Origin of the sequence: Actinoplanes derwentensis, from assembly GCF_900104725.1 — a bacterium.
GTDB lineage: Bacteria > Actinomycetota > Actinomycetes > Mycobacteriales > Micromonosporaceae > Actinoplanes > Actinoplanes derwentensis.
This window is the reverse complement of the sequence record NZ_LT629758.1, coordinates 9620952-9638254: the sequence shown is the minus strand read 5'-3', so window position 1 is coordinate 9638254 and position 17303 is coordinate 9620952. Positions and strand designations below refer to the sequence as shown.

The 17303-nt window shown below is 70.4% G+C and carries 12 protein-coding genes; 1 reads left to right on the top strand and 11 read right to left on the bottom strand.

Features of this window, described 5'->3' with window-relative positions; all coding sequences use genetic code 11:
- Positions 1 to 6: 6 nt before the first annotated feature.
- A complete protein-coding gene (gene uraH / locus BLU81_RS43065; protein ID WP_092554925.1) occupies positions 7 to 369 on the bottom strand; it encodes a hydroxyisourate hydrolase in 363 nt (120 codons plus the stop codon).
- Positions 369 to 908, bottom strand: a complete 540-nt coding sequence (uraD, locus tag BLU81_RS43060; protein ID WP_172890735.1) for a 2-oxo-4-hydroxy-4-carboxy-5-ureidoimidazoline decarboxylase — start codon at positions 906 to 908, stop codon at positions 369 to 371. The genes uraH and uraD overlap by 1 nt, the downstream gene beginning before the upstream one ends.
- Positions 909 to 1132: 224 nt before the next feature.
- Here uraD and BLU81_RS43055 point away from each other — a divergent pair, with 224 nt between their 5' ends.
- Positions 1133 to 3757 (top strand): ATP-dependent RNA helicase, encoded by a 2625-nt coding sequence (locus tag BLU81_RS43055; RefSeq protein ID WP_197686484.1) that lies wholly within the window; start codon positions 1133 to 1135, stop codon positions 3755 to 3757.
- 46 nt (positions 3758 to 3803) lie between these two features.
- Here the strand turns inward: BLU81_RS43055 and BLU81_RS43050 are convergent, their stop codons facing one another.
- The 9 genes from BLU81_RS43050 to BLU81_RS43010 all read right to left on the bottom strand — a co-directional run bounded on the left by BLU81_RS43050 (position 3804) and on the right by BLU81_RS43010 (position 17121).
- A complete protein-coding gene (locus tag BLU81_RS43050; RefSeq protein ID WP_092554921.1) occupies positions 3804 to 6446 on the bottom strand; it encodes a putative bifunctional diguanylate cyclase/phosphodiesterase in 2643 nt (880 codons plus the stop codon).
- Between the two features lie 57 nt (positions 6447 to 6503).
- Positions 6504 to 7229, bottom strand: coding sequence for a PP2C family protein-serine/threonine phosphatase (locus tag BLU81_RS43045; RefSeq protein WP_092554919.1), 726 nt, complete (start codon positions 7227 to 7229; stop codon positions 6504 to 6506).
- A gap of 81 nt (positions 7230 to 7310) precedes the next feature.
- The gene (locus BLU81_RS43040) at positions 7311 to 8363 is read right to left on the bottom strand and encodes a hypothetical protein (protein WP_231953800.1); all 1053 of its coding nucleotides are present in this window, start codon (positions 8361 to 8363) and stop codon (positions 7311 to 7313) included.
- On the bottom strand, positions 8360 to 9535 hold the full coding sequence (locus tag BLU81_RS43035; protein WP_092554917.1) for a transporter substrate-binding domain-containing protein: 1176 nt from the start codon (positions 9533 to 9535) through the stop codon (positions 8360 to 8362). The genes BLU81_RS43040 and BLU81_RS43035 overlap by 4 nt, the downstream gene beginning before the upstream one ends.
- A 46-nt stretch (positions 9536 to 9581) precedes the next feature.
- Positions 9582 to 9845: a membrane protein insertion efficiency factor YidD gene (gene yidD, locus BLU81_RS43030; RefSeq protein WP_092558469.1), complete on the bottom strand. Its 264-nt coding sequence runs from the start codon at positions 9843 to 9845 to the stop codon at positions 9582 to 9584.
- A 112-nt stretch (positions 9846 to 9957) separates the two neighbouring features.
- The gene (gene treZ, locus BLU81_RS43025; protein WP_092554915.1) at positions 9958 to 11682 is read right to left on the bottom strand and encodes a malto-oligosyltrehalose trehalohydrolase; all 1725 of its coding nucleotides are present in this window, start codon (positions 11680 to 11682) and stop codon (positions 9958 to 9960) included.
- A complete protein-coding gene (gene treY / locus BLU81_RS43020) occupies positions 11679 to 13982 on the bottom strand; it encodes a malto-oligosyltrehalose synthase (RefSeq protein WP_092554913.1) in 2304 nt (767 codons plus the stop codon). The genes treZ and treY overlap by 4 nt, the downstream gene beginning before the upstream one ends.
- Complete coding sequence (gene glgX / locus BLU81_RS43015) at positions 13982 to 16093, bottom strand: glycogen debranching protein GlgX (RefSeq protein WP_092554911.1); 2112 nt, start codon at positions 16091 to 16093, stop codon at positions 13982 to 13984. Before glgX ends, treY begins: the two co-directional genes overlap by 1 nt.
- A 122-nt stretch (positions 16094 to 16215) precedes the next feature.
- Positions 16216 to 17121: a proteasome assembly chaperone family protein gene (locus BLU81_RS43010; protein WP_092558467.1), complete on the bottom strand. Its 906-nt coding sequence runs from the start codon at positions 17119 to 17121 to the stop codon at positions 16216 to 16218.
- Between the last annotated feature and the right edge of the window lie 182 nt (positions 17122 to 17303).

Genomic DNA, 17303 nt, shown 5'->3' with positions numbered 1-17303 from the left:
CCAAGGTCAGCTCCCCCGGTAGGTGGTGTAGCCGTACCTGCTCAGCAGCAGCGGCACGTGGTAATGACGGTTCGGGTCGTGGACGTGGAAGGCGACCGTGATCTCCGGGAAGAAGCAGTCGCCGCCCAGGTAGGGCTCCACGTAGTAGAAGAGCCGGTAGCCACCGGCCTGCCAGTCGTGCATCGGCACCTCGAAGCGCAGGCGGCCGTCGTCGTCGGTGCGGCCCTCACCGGCGGTCAGCCAGCCGTCGGAGTCGCGCCGCTCCAGGCGGACGTAGACGTCGCGGGCCGGGTCACCGGAGACCGTGTCCAGGATGTGGGTGGAGATGCGGGCCCGGAACGCGGCCGTGGTGCCGTCGTCAGAGGGCATCAGGCACCCGCCCTTTGCTCCGGGCCGCCTTGCTCCAGCCCGTCGAGCACTCGCTCCAGCCTCAGCAGCGCGATCTTGCGCAGCTCGCCGGTCACGATCGCCCGCTCGGCCGCCTCGTCGTTGCCGAGCCGCTCCCGCGCGGCGGCCAGGATCTCGGCCTGCGAACGGCCGCTCGCGAAGATCAGGAAGACGTGGCCGAACCGCTCCTCATACGCCCTGTTCGCCGCGATCAGCTCGACTCTGGTCAGATCGTCCGCGCTCTGCGCCGCGGCCGACTGCTCGGCCCGCGACCAGGCGGCCTCCTTGGAGTCACCGGCGGCGCGCTCGCCGATCCGCGGGTGCGCGGACAAACCGGCCAGCACATCGGCCCAGCTCAGATCCCGCCCGGCGGAATCGGCCACGGCGAGAAGCCCGGCCCGGTCGGCGAACGGCCGGCCCGCAGCGATCACAGCGCCCCAGGTTGGTGCCGCACAGCAGGCGAGCAGCTCCTCCGCCAGTCGCTCCGAGGGCAGAGCGTTGAAAACCTCCACCGCACCCATCGGTCACCCCCTCATCGATCTTGAACAGTCAATCAGGCCGGACACGGCGAGCGCACCGGCGAGCCGAAGAATTAACACGCTCCGGTCGTTTCGCCACCCTGCCACGAAACGCGCCCGAAAAAACTCGTCGGCAGCCCCGGCCTGTGGACAACCGGACCGGCGCCCGCCGCATTGTGGACAACCGCAGAGACGCCAGGCGCATGGGCGAGACTTGGCGCGTGCTCATTCCTGCCGAGTCCCTGCCCGATCTCCCGGTCCGCCCGGCCCTTCCCGAGGTGGCCGCCGTTCTCGCCGGGGCCGGTGCCGCGGTCCTGGTGGCGCCGCCCGGCACCGGCAAGACCACGCTGGTCCCGCTCGCGCTGGCCACGCCCGGCAGCAAGGTGATCGTGGCCGAGCCGCGCCGGGTCGCCGCCCGGGCCGCCGCCCGGCGGATGGCCGCCCTGCTCGGCGAGCGTCCGGGGCAGCGGGTGGGTTTCGCGGTGCGCGGCGAGCGGCAGGTGTCCCGCGAGACGGTCGTCGAGGTGGTCACCACCGGCCTGCTGGTCCGCCGGCTCCAGGCCGATCCCGAGCTGGCCGGGGTCGGCACGGTGATCCTCGACGAGTGCCACGAGCGTCACCTCGACTCCGACCTCGCGCTCGCCTTCCTGGTCGAGGCGCGTGCCGCGCTACGGCCGGACCTGCGGCTGCTGGCGACCTCGGCGACGGCCGACTCCGACCGGCTCGCGGTGGTTCTGGGCGAGCCGGGCCAGCCGGCGCCGGTGCTCACCGCGTATGCCCGCACCTATCCCGTCGAGGTGATCTGGGCTCCCCCGGCCGGCCCGATCAGCCCACCGCTCGGGCTCCGGGTCGATCCCCGGCTGCTCGACCACGTCGCGGCGACCGCCCGGCGGGCCCTGACCGAGGGCGACGGTGACGTGCTGGTCTTCCTTCCCGGTGCCCGGGAGATCGAGACTGTCGCCGGTCGCCTCCGTGGTCTCGCCGACATCGACGTGGTCCCGTTGCACGGCCGCCAGTCCGGTTCCGCGCAGGACGCGGCGTTGCGCGCCGGCCCACGCCGCCGGGTGGTGCTGGCCACCGCGGTCGCCGAGAGCAGCCTGACGGTGCCGGGCGTGCGATCCGTCGTCGACGCCGGGCTCAGCCGGGTCCCCCGGATGGACCACGCCCGCGGCCTGGGTGCCCTGGCGACGGTGCCGGTCTCCCGTTCCAGTGCCGAGCAGCGCGCCGGGCGGGCCGGGCGAGAGGCACCCGGCCGGGTCTACCGTTGCTGGTCACCGGCGCTGCACGACCGGCTGCCGGCCCAGCCCGAGCCGGAGATCGCGGTCGCCGACCTGACCGGGTTCGTGCTGGACCTGGCGTTGTGGGGCCATCCCGACGGCGAAGGGCTCGCCCTGCCCGACCCGCCTCCGGCCGGGGCTCTGCGCGTGGCCACGGCCACCCTGCACGACCTCGGCGCACTCGGCCCCGGCGACCGGGTGACCGCGCGCGGCCGGGCCCTGGCCGGGGCCGGCCTGCACCCACGCCTGGCCCGGGCTCTGCTGGACGGCGCCGCGGTCCTGGGCGCCACCCGGGCCGCCGAGTTGGTCGCCGTCCTCGACGACGACCGCACGACCACCGGCGACGTCGTCACCGCCTGGCGGACCGCCCGCAACAACGACGACCCCACCTGGCGCATCGAGGTCCGCCGCCTGACCCGAGCCGTCAACCGGGCCACCACCGGCGCGGCCCCCGACGACCCACCAGCGGCACCGACCACCGGATCGGACGAAGGCCCCAGAACCAGCGGCCGGCACGCTGGGTCCGGCGGACGGCAGACAGAGGCCGGAGGGCGGCACGTAGAGGCAAGCGGACGGCAGGCAGGGGCTGATGGGCGGCTTGCCGATGATCTCGCGGCTGGGCTGGTGGTGGGGCTGGCCTATCCCGAGCGGGTGGCGCGGGCCCGCGAGGCGGGTGGCCGGGCGTACCTGATGGCCGGTGGCACCGAAGCCGAACTGCCCGTCGGGAGTCCGCTGACCGGCACACCGTGGATCGCCGTGGCGAGCGCGGACCGGACCGCCGGAGCCCGGACCGCGCGGGTTCGCAGCGCCGCGCCGATCGACGAGGCGACCGCCCGTGAGGTGGCCGCCTCCCTGCTGGCCGAGACCACCGAGATCGGCTGGATCGACGGGGACGTGGTGGCCCGCCGGGTTCGGCGGCTGGGCGCGATCACCCTGGCCTCCACCCGCCTCACCGACCCGGATCCGGCACTGGTCCGCGAGGCGCTGGCCGCCGGGTTGCGTGACGAAGGGCTGGACCTGCTCACCTGGAGTCGCGGGGCCGCCGAGTTACGGAGCCGGTTGACGTTCGCGCACGCGGCGCTCGGTGAACCGTGGCCGGACATGTCCGACTCAGCGCTACTGGCCGGGATCGCGGACTGGCTCGATCTCGGGTCGGCCCGGCGGCGGTCCGATCTCGCCCGGCTCGACGTGGCCGGTGGGCTACGGCGGCTGATCCCCTGGTCGGTGGCGGGCCGGCTGGACGAGGTGGCCCCGGAGCGGCTGCCGGTGCCGAGTGGTTCGAACGTCCGGGTGGACTACAGCGATCCGGCGGCGCCGGTGTTGGCCGTCAAGGTGCAGGAGGCGTTCGGCTGGCGGGAGGCGCCACGGTTGGCCGGTGGGCGGGTTCCGGTGCTGCTGCACCTGCTGTCCCCGGCGGGGCGGCCGGTGGCGGTCACCAGTGACCTCGGTTCGTTCTGGGCCCGGGGCTACCCGCAGGTGCGTGCTGAACTGCGCGGACGTTACCCACGTCACCCGTGGCCGGAGGACCCGGCGACGGCCGAACCGACCCGGCGTACGAATCCGCGGTCCCGCTGACAGCACATGGCGAGCCTTCGGGTTCGAGGCTGGTGGCGTTCCCGAACTATTCAGGAGTGAGCGATTCAGAGGTGGGGGTGTTCCCCAGCGATTCGGTGCTGACGAGGGCTTCCGGGGTGGTGGTGTTCCCGAGGCGGTTCAAGGGGGCCGGGGCGCCGTACAGGTAGCCCTGGCCCAGTGGGCAACCCAGGTCGGCCAGGGCCTGGGCGCGTTCCTTCGTCTCCAGGCCTTCGGCGACCACCGTGATACCGAGTTCGGCGCAGATCGCCAGGACCGAACGGCACAGGGCACCGGCACGGTCGGGGGAGGCGTCCACGTCGGTCAGCGTGGAGTCCAGCTTGACGATGTCCACCGGCATGGCGTGCAGTTGGGCGAGGGCGTTGTAGCCGCTGCCGAAGTCGTCCAGGGCCACCCGGACGCCGATCGAGCGCAACCGTTCGACCAGGGCGGCGGCGTACGGCAGGTCGGGGATCCGCAGGGTTTCGGTGATCTCGATGATCAGGTGCTCGGGGGCCAGGTCGTGGCGGGTCAGGGCGGCCCGGACCGCCTCCTCCAAGCCCTGGCCGGCCAGGCGGCCGGCGGAGACGTTGACGTGGACTCCGATCGGGCGGCCGTGCAGTTCGGCGAGGTTCGCGGCGTCGGCGCAGGCCCGGTCCAGGACGAAGTCGTCGATCGCCGAGACCAGGCCGGTGCGTTCGGCCATCGTGACGAAGACGTCGGGGTGCACCGGGCCGGCGACCGGGTCGGTCCAGCGGGCCAGCGCCTCCACGGCTACCGTCGCGCCGTCGCTGAGCCGCACGATCGGCTGGTAGTGGACGTCGAACCCGGCGGCCGCGGGCGAACCGGCGAGGGCTCCGGCCAGTAGTTGCGGGAGGTCGGCGTTCGGGCCGGCGTCGCGGGGGCCGGTGTAGCGGATCAGGGCGCCCTTGCCGCGGCGTTTCACGGCGTACATCGCGGCGTCGGCGCGGCGCAGCAGCAGATCGGCGGAGAGGCGGTCGCCGGGTTCGGCGGTGACCAGGCCGATGCTGACGCCGACGGTGATGGACCGGCCGTCGAGCACGTAGGGCTCGCGCAGCGTGGTCAGCACCCGCTGCCCGATGGCTTCGGCCTCGGCGGCCCACTCCTCGGGGTTCATCACCGGCTCGACGCCGCCCTCGGCCCCACCGAGCCCGTCGACCGAACCCGCCCCGGAGGCAGAGGCGGAGACAACAGCGGAGGCCGCGGAGACGCCGGCAGAAGGCGAGACACCGGCAGAAGAAGACGCGGCGGCAAAGGAGGTCGCGGCGGAGGAGGTCGCGGCGGAGGAGGCGGCTTCGGAGACCCGTACCCCGGCGGCGGAAAGCACGTATCGCCGCTGCCGCGACCCGCCGTCGGCGCGGCGCCAGGAGGAGCCACCGCGCCAGGAGGAGCGGCGGCGGGGTTCGGGGACCGGCAGGCCACTCTGGTCGAGGACGATGGCGAACTCGTCGCCGCCGAGCCGGGCCACCAGGTCCTGGGAGCGCACGCCGGCCCGCATCCGTTCGCCGATGGCCTGCAGGACCCGGTCGCCGACGGCGTGGCCGAACGTGTCGTTGATGAGTTTGAAGTCGTCCAGGTCGGCGAAGAGGACCGCGACGGGAGTGCCGCGTTCCTGGTGGGCGTCGATCGCGTGGACGAGGCGTTCCCGGAAGAGGGCACGGTTGGCCAGTCCGGTCAGCGGATCGTGGTAGGCCTGGTGGTGGAGGCGGCGCTGGGTGACGGCGACCCGGTCGAACAGGACCGTGTTGTCGACGATGGTGATCATCTGCCGGGTGATCACGAGGGCCAGGCCGAGCCAGCCGAGGTAGGCCTCGAACGGGGTCAGTAAGCCGCCGGTGACGGTGCGGACCACCAGGACGACTCCGGCGACGACGACCGGGCCGTACGGCAGCAGGAGCCGGAACCAGTCGCGTTCGATGCGGTCGGGGTCGGCGAGCGGGGGCACCAGCCGGGAGGGGCTGAGGGCGGCCATCGCGATGAACGCCGGCCCGAGCAGGTGGCCGAGCCCTTCGAGCCAGCCGGGCCCGTCGCCGAGGAGACGGACGGTGTCGGCCACGCCGAAGGCGAGCAGGGCCGATCCGACGAGCCGGAGCGGGCGCCGCCCGGCCGGGGAGTCGGGCCGGGTGGTGAGCAGCAGCACCACCATGGTGAACAGGATCAGGTCGGTGATCAGGTAACCGGCGGCGAGACCGTTCGGAGCGGGCACGCCGGGCAGGACCGACCAGGCCAGGGCGAGCACCGACCCGGTGATCAGGACACTGTCCAGGAGCAGGGCGATCTGGTCGCGGACCGGTGAGGTGGGCGCGGGCCGGGGCCGGGTGTGCACGGCGCCGAGCAGTCCGAGCAGCATGCAGACGGGCAGCACGAAGAGACCGACGTCGGTGAGCCGCTGTGGCGGGTCCCGGTCGACGCCGATCAGGTCCTGGGCGATCCACCAGAGCCGGTTGAGCGACCAGACGAACAGTCCGGTGGCGGCGAGCCGCCGCCAGCTGCGCGGGATGCCCGTGCGGCTGTGGCCCGCGCGGAGGCAGACGACCGCCGCGAGGAGCCCGGCGATGAACTGCGCCGTGTCGGTGTAGAGGCGTGGCGTGCCGAGGGCGAGTTCGCCGAAGGCGACCACACCCAGAGTCAACGCCAGCGTGCCGATCAGTCGCGCCGTGGTGATCACCACCTGAGTCCGGGCCGCAGGAGCGCGGCCGGAGTAAAATACCTGCTCAGTCCGCGGAGGTCACGTCGGCATCGCGTCTACATCGGCAACGATCACCGTGATGTTGTCGGGTCCACCGCCGCGCAGCGCGAGGTCGATGAGGCGCTCCGCGCACGACTTGGGGTCGGCGATGGTGCGCAGCTCCTCTTCGAGGACCGGGTCGGTCACCACGCCGGTGAGCCCGTCGCTGCAGAGCAGCCAGCGGTCGCCACGCTGGGGTTCGACGATCACGTAGGCCGGGGTGACCGGTTCGCCCTGCAGGACACGGGTGACGACGGCCCGCCGTGGGTGCACGGCCGCCTCGTCCGGCTTGATCAGGCCCTGGTCGACCAGCATCTGGACGTAGGTGTCGTCCTTGGTGAGCTGGTTGAGCCGGCCGTCGCGCAGCAGGTACGCGCGGGAGTCACCGACGTGCGCCATCGCCGCGCGTTCCCCGTTGAAGATCACCGCCGTCAGCGTGGTGCCCATGCCCTGGAGGGAGGGGTCGGCGGCCACCTGTTCGGCGATCCGGCCGTTGGCGTTCTCGAGAGCCCGGTGCAGGGCGTCCATCTGGTTCTCGGTGTCGATCGGCGTGTCGAGCGAAACCATGGCTTCGATGGTGATCCGGCTTGCCAGATCACCGGCGGCCATGCCGCCCATACCGTCCGCGACGACGAGGAGCTGGTCACCGGCGTAGTGACAGTCCTCATTGTTGCTGCGGACGTGTCCCTGATCGGTGACAGCCGCCCACCGGAGGTGCAAGGTCATGGCGTGCAGCCTGCCAGGTCGGCGCCAGCCTGTCTGCACGTGGTGGGCGGCATGTCGCACATGTCGTTGGTGAAAATACACTTATCCACCGGCTGTGCCCCGTTCCAGGGGTCGCCCGAGGCATCGGGGATCGATTTCAGTCACCGGCCGTGTCGGTGCGATCCATTCCAGTGCCGGGGCCTCGACCGGCCAGCCCCGGACGGTGAGACCACTGTCCGGGGTGTCGACCGCTTGGGGGCAGAGGGTTTTCGACTCGACCTCGCCGTTGCGGATGAAGGTGACCTGACCGGTGGGTTCGAGCATCGTGGTGGAGGTGTCGTCGACGGCGATGAGCTGCCCGCGGACCACCCGGACCGGCTCACCCTCGGTGGCGACCTCGACGGCGGTGTCCGGCAGGACGGGTGCGCGAAGGAAGGCGACGCCGACCATGAACGGCATCGCGAAGGCGGCGACGACGGCCGGCCAGTGGGTGGCGACGCGGGCCCAGCGCTGCGGGACGGGTCCGGTGAGGATCGGGCCGAAGAGCGGAGGAGCCGCGAGGAGTACGGCCATCCCGTAGTCCCCGGCGCGCACCGCGGCGACCACTCCCGGCCAAACGAAGATCCAGACCAGGACACCGACCAGGATCGGTACGCCCAGGGTGAGCCACCACATCACCCATTTGTCCCCCGGCTCACCCTGCACGGCGGTCAGCCCGAGAATGGCGACGATCAGCAGCATGAGCAGCGGCAACATCCGTAGTTGCCAGGTGAAGGCGGCTATCCCGGCGGCGATCACCACCACCCAGCCGGGCATCCGCAGTGCCGCGACGGCGAGGAACGAGGTGGCCGTCCGTCCGGGCACGCTCACCAGCAGGATGCCGCCGAGCACCCGGACCAGCAGGATGGCCGCCGGAACCGTCCAGCTGAGTGTGATGAAGAGCGCCCCGACCATGCCGAGCGGGTTGATGTACTGCACCAGCAGCAGCATGGTCGGCAGGTCCTGCCGGGACAGGTACCAGAGCCGGAGCACGAGCAGCAGCAGTGGAAAACCGGGCAGGACGGCGAGCAGCCAGTTCAGTTCGGCGCGGTAGCTGGTCCGGGGCAACACCCGTTCCTTGGCCACCATCCCGGTGTGGATCTCGAAGTCGTTCATCCGAGCGGGTCCTCCCACGGCATCCACCGCACGTCCGGGCGGGGCGGTGGGGGCTGCTCACCGACGGCGATCGGGGTCTTCTTCTCCGGGTCGGTCTCGGACTGGAGATTGGCCTCGAACGCCTTCTCCCACCGGTCGTCGTCGGGGTCGGCCCAGGATCGGTAGAGGGTGAGGTCGACCAGCGTCCCCAGGGCAGGGTTCTCGCCCACGTTGATGCCCCAGCGCTCGATCTTCTCCAAGCCGAGGTCCCAGTGTTCGAACTTGGCCGGGAAGCGGTGTTTCCAGCCGGCCAGGATCGCGGCGTCGGTGCTGATCGCCTCGACGTCACCCGTGTCGAGCGCGGCGAAGCACTCCCGCACCCGGTTCTTCTGGGTGACGATCGCCCCGGCCTCGCTCAGCGCGGTCGAACTGGTCGAGGTGGAGAGTGTGCAGACCTGCTGGCCGTCGAGGTCCTTGAGAGCGACGACCGGGCGGTGGCCCTTGAGCGTTATCACCGACTGCTCGGTGTAGAGGTACGGCTGCGAGAAGTGCACCCCCGCCTCGATCCGCTCCTTGGTGATGCTGTAGCTGGCGATCACCAGCTGGACCGGGACCCGTTTGCCCTTGGCGTCGGTGGCCTGCATCCGGGCCCGGTCCTCGCTCTCCAGGCCGTAGAAGAGCACGTCCTCCCGGCGGAATCCGAGGTCCTCGGCGACCATGTAGGCGATGTCGATGTCGAATCCGGACCAGATCCCGGTGACCGGGTCGAGGTAGGCCGTACCGAACTGGTCGTCCTTGACGCCGATCCGCAGCTCGGTCCAGGTGTCCACACCGGCTTGCGCCCGCAGTTCGGCGACGGTCGGCGGGCCGCCCACCAGCAGCCGCCCCAGCGCGACCGCGATGGTCACCACGATCAGCAGTCCGAGCCCGGCCAGCCGCCACACCTTGAACCGGTACTCCCGGTCGACGACCATCTCCCGCTCGACCTCGGAGATGACCTCCTGGATCACCTCCTGCTGGGCGATGTTCTGGGAGGCGATCTCCTCGGCGGTGGGTTCGGGTTCACCCGGCGCCGGCGGCTCCGGGGTGCGCAGCAGCAGCCGGATCAGTTCCGGCGCGAGCTGTCGCGGCAGCCGCCACGGTGCCGGTGACGCCGGCCGGGCAGCCGGTTCGCCGTTGTCGGTGTCCCCCATCAACCTGTCCTCCCGTTCCCCAGACAGGTCATGGTGCCCGAGATCGTCAGGGAACGGGATCCCCCGTACCGAACGGAACTCCGGGACGGCAACGGACCAGACGGCCCGCGGTGAGCCGCAATCCGGCGCTGAGGCCGTGCCGTTGAATCGCCTGGAGTGCGTAGGCGCTGCAGGTGGGCTGGTAGCGGCAGCGGGTGGGCAGGCGCGGCGAGATGCGCCGGTAACCGCGGATGGCGCCGGTCGCGGCCCGTTCTCCCCAGGATCCACCGGCGTGGGTACGAGTGAGCAGGGCCGCCAACCGCACCAGCATGCTCAGCGAGAAGCAGTCGCAACCCGGGATGTCACAGTCACACCCCGGGTCACAGTCGCGATCTTTTTTCTTCTTCTTCCGGCTCCGCGGCTTACCGATATTCACGATCACATCATCGGACCGAGACGACCGCCGCACTCTCCGGGGGCAGCACGAGCCGATCCCGTTCGACGATCACGCCCGGTGAGGTGGCCAGCAACACCGCCTTGGGCAGCGCCCGCACGCTCACCGTCTGCGCGCACTCGGCCAGGTTGACCGCGACCACGCTGGGCCCGCGCCGGATCACCACGTGCTGGTCGCCGTGCCACACCTCGACCTGGTGCAGCCACGGGTCGGTGAGCCCGGGCAGGCTCCGGCGCAGCGCGATCAGCCGCCGGTAGAGGTCGAGGATCTCGGCGTGGCCGGGTTTGCCGGGTTCGGACCAGTCGAGCTTGGACCGCTCGAAGGTGGCCGGGTCCTGCGGGTCGGGCACGTCGTCCTCGGCCCAGCCGTGCCGGGAGAACTCCCGGCGCCGCCCGTTGCGCACGGCGGCGGCCAGGTCGGGTTCGGGGTGCGAGGTGAAGTACTGCCAAGGGCTGCCGGCGGCCCACTCCTCGCCCATGAAGAGCATCGGAGTGAACGGCGAGGTGAGCAGCAGGGTGGCGGCGACCTTGAGCAGTCCGGGCGAGAGGGTCGCGGTGAGCCGGTCGCCGGCCGCCCGGTTGCCGATCTGGTCGTGGTTCTGCAGGAAGGCCACGAACCGATGGCCGGGGGTGCGCTGCCGGTCGACCGGACGGCCGTGCCGCCGCCCCCGGAACGACGACCAGGTGCCGGCGTGGAAGAAACCACCCTCGAGGACGGTGCGCAGGCAGTCCAGGGACCCGAAGTCGCCGTAGTAGCCCTGTCGTTCCCCGGTCAGCAGGGTGTGCAGGGCGTGGTGGACGTCGTCGTCCCACTGGGCGTGCAGGCCATGGCCGCCGGCCTCGCGCGGGGTGATCAACCGCGGGTCGTTGAGGTCGGACTCGGCGATCAGCGTGAGTGGCCGGCGCAGTTCGGTGGAGAGCGACTCGACCTCGACGGCCATCTGTTCGAGCAGGTGGACGGCACCCTCGTCGTGCAGCGCGTGCACGGCGTCGAGCCGCAGGCCGTCGATGTGGTAGTCGCGCAGCCACATCAGGACGCTGTCGACGATGTACCGGCGGACCTCGTCGGAGCCGGGTCCGCCGAGGTTGACCGAGCTGCCCCACGGGTTGCTGCCGCCGCCCAGATAGGGCGCGAACATCGGCGCGTACGCCCCGCTCGGCCCGAAGTGGTTGTAGACCACGTCGAGCACCACGCCTAGGCCCCGGCTGTGGGCGGCGTCGACGAAACGCTTGAGACCGTCGGGCCCGCCGTACGCCTCGTGCGGGGCGAACCAGCAGACCCCGTCGTACCCCCAGTTGTAGGTGCCGTTGAAGGCGTTGACCGGCAGCAGTTCGACCAGGTCGACACCGAGGTCCACCAGGTGGTCGAGGCGCTCGATCGCGGCGTCGAACGTGCCCTGCGGGGTGAACGTGCCGATGTGCAGCTCGTAGAGGACCGAGCCGGGCAGTTGCCGCCCGGTCCAGCCCTGATCGGTCCAGCCGAAGGCGGCGTGGTCGTAGACCCGGCTCAGGCCGTGCACCCCGTCGGGCTGCCAGGGCGAGCGCGGGTCGGGCAGCGGCCGGTCCTGATCGGGCAGGCGGAAGCCGTAGTCGACGGCCTCGGAGGCGACCTCGGCGTGCCACCAGCCGCCCTCACCGGGCTCCATCGCGTGGTCGCGGCCGTCCAGGTGAAGTGTGACGGGCTTGTCCGGCGCCCAGACCGAGAAGAGAGTCATTCTTTCACCAGGAGAGCGACGGGATAGGTCTGCAGCAGTTCGGCCACCGATAGGCGGTTCCCGCCGTAACCGGTGTTCGTGAACACTTCCGTCCAACTATGTCCGTCGAGTGACAGCGTGGTGTCGCCCCAGCCGCCGTGCCGTGACAATCCGACCGGGAGCCGGGTGGTGACCGCGACGACCCCGCCCCGGTCGAAGGCGAACACGTGCTCGGGGGCCCGGCCGTCGGCCCAGACCGGACGGTACCCGGCGAAGAGTTCCGGGCGCTGCCGGCGCAGGCGCAGCACCCGGCTGGTGACCAGGAGCTTGGCGGCGCCGGTCTCGTCGACCGGGGGCAGCCACCCGTCGTCGAGGCGGCCGAGTAGTTCCCGGCGCTCGCCGAAGTCGACCGGGCGGCGGTTGTCCGGGTCGACAAGTGAGTGGTCCCACAGTTCGGTGCCCTGATAGACGTCGGGCACTCCAGGCATGGCCAGCTGCACCAGCTTCTGGCCGAGCGAGTTGGACCAGCCGGGCGGGGTGATCGACGCGGCGAAATCGGTCACTTCGCGGTTCAGCGCCGGGTCGTCGTAGATCCGGTCGACCATCTGCTGTAACGCGTTCTCGAAGGATTCGTCGGGACGCACCCAGGACGTGCAGGTGCCGGCTTCCCGGGCCGCTTTCACCGCGTACGCCCGCAGCCGGTCCTTGGAGATCGGCCACGCGCCCACCGCGACCTGCCAGATCAGATGGGCCATCGCCGGGTCCTTCAGCGGCGCGAGCCGGACCCACCGGCGCACCACCTCGGTCCAGTCGCCGGGCACCTCGGACAGCACCGCCAGCCGGGCCCGCACGTCCTCGCCGCGCTTGGTGTCGTGGGTGGCGAGCGCCGTCATGGTGAACGGCCAGTCCAGGACCCGCTGCCCGGCGAAGTGGTGGAACTCGTCGGGGGTGACGCCGAACTTGGCCGGATCGTTGCCGACCTCGTTGCGGGCCACGAACCGGGTCCACCGGTAGAACGCGTTGTCCTCCACGCCCTTGGCCATCACCGCACCGGTGAACTGCTGGAATCGGACGGCAAGCTCGTCGGCGGGGTTGCGCAGCCGCGCGGTGAGCTGGTCCAGCCGGCTGATCAGTTGCGGTCTGCGGCGGCCGGCCTCGGCACGGGCGGTCGCCAGGTCACGGGCACCGATCGGCAGGTAGGAGCGATAGACCGGGAAGCAGGCGGCCAACTCGGCGAGGGCCTCGGGGGCGGCGTCGATCTCGGGGGCGAGCCGGACGAGCCGGGCCAGTTCGGCCGCGAGGACCTCGGTGGCGACCCGGTACTTGGCGTCGTGGACCAGGTCCTGCCAGGAGGTGGTGACGCCGGTCAGGTGGTGGTCGAGGGTGTTGAAGAAGGTCTCCGTGGCGGTGTCCACGAAGACGCCGTTGACCTCGGCCATCGCGTCGTAGCCGGTGGTGCCGGCGACCGGCCAGGCGGGCAGCGTCTCGCCGGGTTCGAGGATCTTCTCGACCACGATCCAGGCGTCCGGGGCGGCGTCGCGGAGCCGGTTGAAGTATTCGGCGGGGTTGCGCAGGCCGTCCGGGTGGTCGACCCGGATGCCCTGCACGAGGCCCTCGTTGTACCAGCGCAGGATCTCGGCGTGGGTGGCGGCGAAGACCTCCGGGTCCTCGACGCGCAGCCCGGCCAGGTCGGTGATCGAGAAGAAGCGCCGGTAGTTGATCTCGGAGTCGCCACGGGTCCAGTTGACCAGCTCGTAGTGCTGCCGGTCGTGCACCTCCTGCGGCGTGCCCTCGCCGGTTCCGTCGGCGATCGGGTAGCGCTTGTCGTAGTAGCGCAGCTCACCGTCCTCGATCCGGAGATCGTCAGTCGCGTCCGATTCGTCGGCCAGGACCGGCAGCAGGATCCGCCCGCGCTCCCAGTCGATGTCGTAGAAGCCCGAAAATTCCGATCCGCGTCCATTTTTCAGGACATCCCACCACGTGGGGTTGGTATGCGGAACCGCGACCCCGGCATGGTTGGGCACGATGTCGACGACGAACCCGAGATCACGGGCCTTCAACGCCGCGCTCAAAACGGAGATATCACCGAGCGCCGGATTGATCCGTGAATGGTCGACGACGTCGTAACCGTGTTCAGAACCGGGCGACGACACCAACAGCGGCGCCGTATACAGGTGCCCCACTCCGAGGTCGGCGAGGTAGTCGACGATCTCTGCGGTGGCGGCCAGGGGGAAGTCCGGGCGGACCTGAATACGATAGGTACTGGAAGGAGGGTTTTCATCGTTTTTGCGGGCGGCGGCGGGGTGGTTGGATGCGGGCATCAGACGGTCCTGTCGAGAACGATGAGGGACCGGTCCGGTACCCAGATCTTGTGCCCGGCTTCTACGACGGACGGCTGATCGGGTGACGGCTCGGCGGTTTCGATGACTCGCTCCCACTTCTCCCCGTACTCGGCGGGAGGTGTGGAGAACTCGAGCGGCGCGTCGTGCGCGTTGAAGAAGAGCAGGAACGAGCTGTCCACGTGCCGCTGGCCGTACTGGCCGCGCTCACGGATGCCCTCGCCGTTGACGAAGAGCGCCACCGCCCGACCGAAGTCGTTGCCCCAGTCGTCGCCGGCCATCTGCCGCCCGTCCGGGGTGAACCACTCCAGGTCGGGCAGCGGGTCACCGCCACCGCGCGCGGTCACCGGCAGACCGGTGAAGAAGCGGCGGCGCTGGAACACCTGGTGCCGGTGCCGGAACGCGGTCAGCTTGCGGGAGAACTCCAGCAGCTGCTCGTCGGCGTTCTCCCAGTCGATCCAGGCCAGCTCGTTGTCCTGGCAGTACGCGTTGTTGTTGCCCTGCTGGGTGCGGCCCAGCTCGTCGCCGTGCGAGATCATCGGGACGCCCTGGCTGAGCATCAGGGTGGCCAGGAAGTTGCGCTGCTGCCGGGCCCGCAGGGCGAGCACGCCGGGGTCGTCGGCCGGGCCTTCGATGCCGCAGTTCCAGGACCGGTTGTGGCTCTCGCCGTCCCGGTTCTCCTCACCGTTGGCGTCGTTGTGCTTGTCGTTGTACGACACCAGGTCGTTGAGCGTGAACCCGTCGTGCGCGGTCACGAAGTTGATCGAGTGGAAGGGTTTGCGGCCGTCGTCCTGGTAGAGGTCGGCGGAGCCGGTGATCCGGGAGGCGAACTCGGCGAGCGTCGCGGGCTCACCACGCCAGAAGTCCCGGACCGTGTCCCGGTACTTGCCGTTCCACTCGGTCCAGTTCGGCGGGAAGTTGCCGACCTGATAACCGCCCGGCCCCACGTCCCAGGGCTCGGCGATCAGCTTGACCTGCCCGACCACCGGATCCTGCTGGACCACTTCGAAGAACGTACTCAATCGGTCCACGTCGTAGAACTCGCGGGCCAGGGTGGAGGCCAGGTCGAAGCGGAAGCCGTCGACGTGCATCTCGGTCACCCAGTACCGCAGCGAGTCCATGATCAGCTGGAGGCTCTGCGGGCTGCGCACGTTCAGGCTGTTACCCGTACCCGTGTAGTCCATGTAGAACTGGGGCTGATCCTCCACCAGCCGGTAATAGGTCCGGTTGTCGATGCCCTTGAGGCTGAGCGTGGGACCCAGGTGGTTGCCCTCGGCGGTGTGGTTGTAGACGACGTCGAGGATGACCTCCATGCCGGCCGCGTGCAGCGCCTTGACCATCCCCCGGAACTCCTGGGTCTGCTGGCCGAGCGAGCCCATCGCCGAATACCCGTGGTACGGCGCGAAGAACCCGAGCGTGTTGTAGCCCCAGTAGTTGTTCAGCCCCAGGTCGTGCAGCCGGTTGTCGTGCACGAACTGGTGCACCGGCATCAGCTCGACCGCGGTCACGCCGAGCCCCTTGAGGTGCTCGATGATCGCCGGGTGGCCGATCGCGGAGTACGTCCCGCGCATGTCCCGGGGAATGTCCGGATGCCGCTGGGTGAGGCCCTTGACGTGCGTCTCGTAGATCACCGAGTGGTGGTACGGGATGTCCGGCCGGCGGTCGTTTCCCCAGTCGAAGTACGGGTTCACCACCACGGCCTTCGGCATGTACCGCCCGGAGTCCAGCTCGGACATCTGATCCGGGTTGTCGAAGTCGTACGCGTACAGCGACGGGTGCCAGTCGATGTCCGAGTCGACCGCCCGCGCGTACGGGTCGAGCAGCAGCTTGTGCGGGTTGCACCGCAGGCCACGGTGCGGCTCGTACGGGCCGTACACCCGATAGCCGTACCGCTGACCCGGCTCCACCCCGGGCAGGTACGCGTGCCAGACGAACGCGTCCTGCTCGTGCAGCAGCACCTTCCGCTCGTTGCCGGACGGGTCGAACAGACAGAGCTCGACCGCCTCGGCGACTTCGGAGAAGATCGCGAAATTAGTGCCCGTCCCGTCGTACGTAGCACCCAACGGGTACCGGTGACCAGGCCAGACCTGCATACGGTGCTCCTACCCCTCAGCCGTCCTCGTGATCGCGGGCCGGCGCGCGGAATGTGTGCCCACCCCGGGGATGGGTTAATCCTGCGCGGCCGCGCCTGCGGTCATTCTTCCGGACGCGGGGGCTAGGTGTCGTCGCGACTCTGCTCCGCCAGGAAACGCTCCAGCTCGGCGCCCAGTTCGTCGGCTGTCGGCAGGGGGGTGTCCGAGTCGGCGAGCAGATTGGCCTCACGCCCGCGGACGAACGCGTCGTACTGCGCCTCCAGGGAGGTGACCAGGCGGGCGGCCTGCTCGTCGTCGGCGATCTGCTTGTCCACCTCGCCGCGCACCAGTTTGGCCGACTCGCGCAGCCCACCGGTCGGCAGCGCCAGGCCGGTGCTGGTGGAGACCGAGTCGAGCAGCACCTCGGCAGCCGCCGGGTAACCGGTCTGGGCCAGGTAATGCGGCACGTGCGCGGCGTACCCGAGCGCGTCCCGGCCGGAGTTGCCGAGCCGGAACTCCAGGAGGTTGCCGACGCTGGCCGGCACCTGCACCCGCTGGAGCCAGGACTCGTGCTCGCCGAGCAGGCGCTTGTCGGTGGCGTGCGCGGTGACGCCGACCGGGCGGGTGTGCGGCACCGCCATCGGGATCGCGTTGAGCCCGACCGTGACGCTGACACCGAACTGGTCGATCAGCAGCGTGACGGCGGCGATGAAACGCTCCCACTGCAGGTCCGGTTCGGGACCGGCGAGCAACAGGAACGGGGTGCCCAACTGGTCCTTGACCAGGTGCAGGGCGAGGCTGGGTTCCTCGTAGCTCTCGAAATGGTCGGCCACGAAGACCATCGGAGGGCGACGGGACCGGTAGTCGAGCAGCTGGTCCAGGTCGAACGTGGCGATGACCTCGTTCTCCAGGTTGTCCAGCAGGTTCTCCCGGGCGAGCTGGATCGAGCTGCCCGCGTCGACGAAGCCGGTGAGCGCCTGGATGAGCACCGGGGCGTCAAGTTCCGGCAGGTCACCGGTGATCTCATAGAGCCCGTACGGGTCGAGCACGCTGCCAACCTCCATAGAAGTGTTTTCGGCGGTAACAGCCGACCGGCGTCTTTGATTCCGGTCCGCCTCCATAATCACCTACCTGACGAACCGGAGACGTGCGCGCACCCGTCACAATGGGATGCAGATCTTCTTCCTCACCCCCCTCGGAGTGAACTGTGACGAAGGAACTGGCAGAAGAC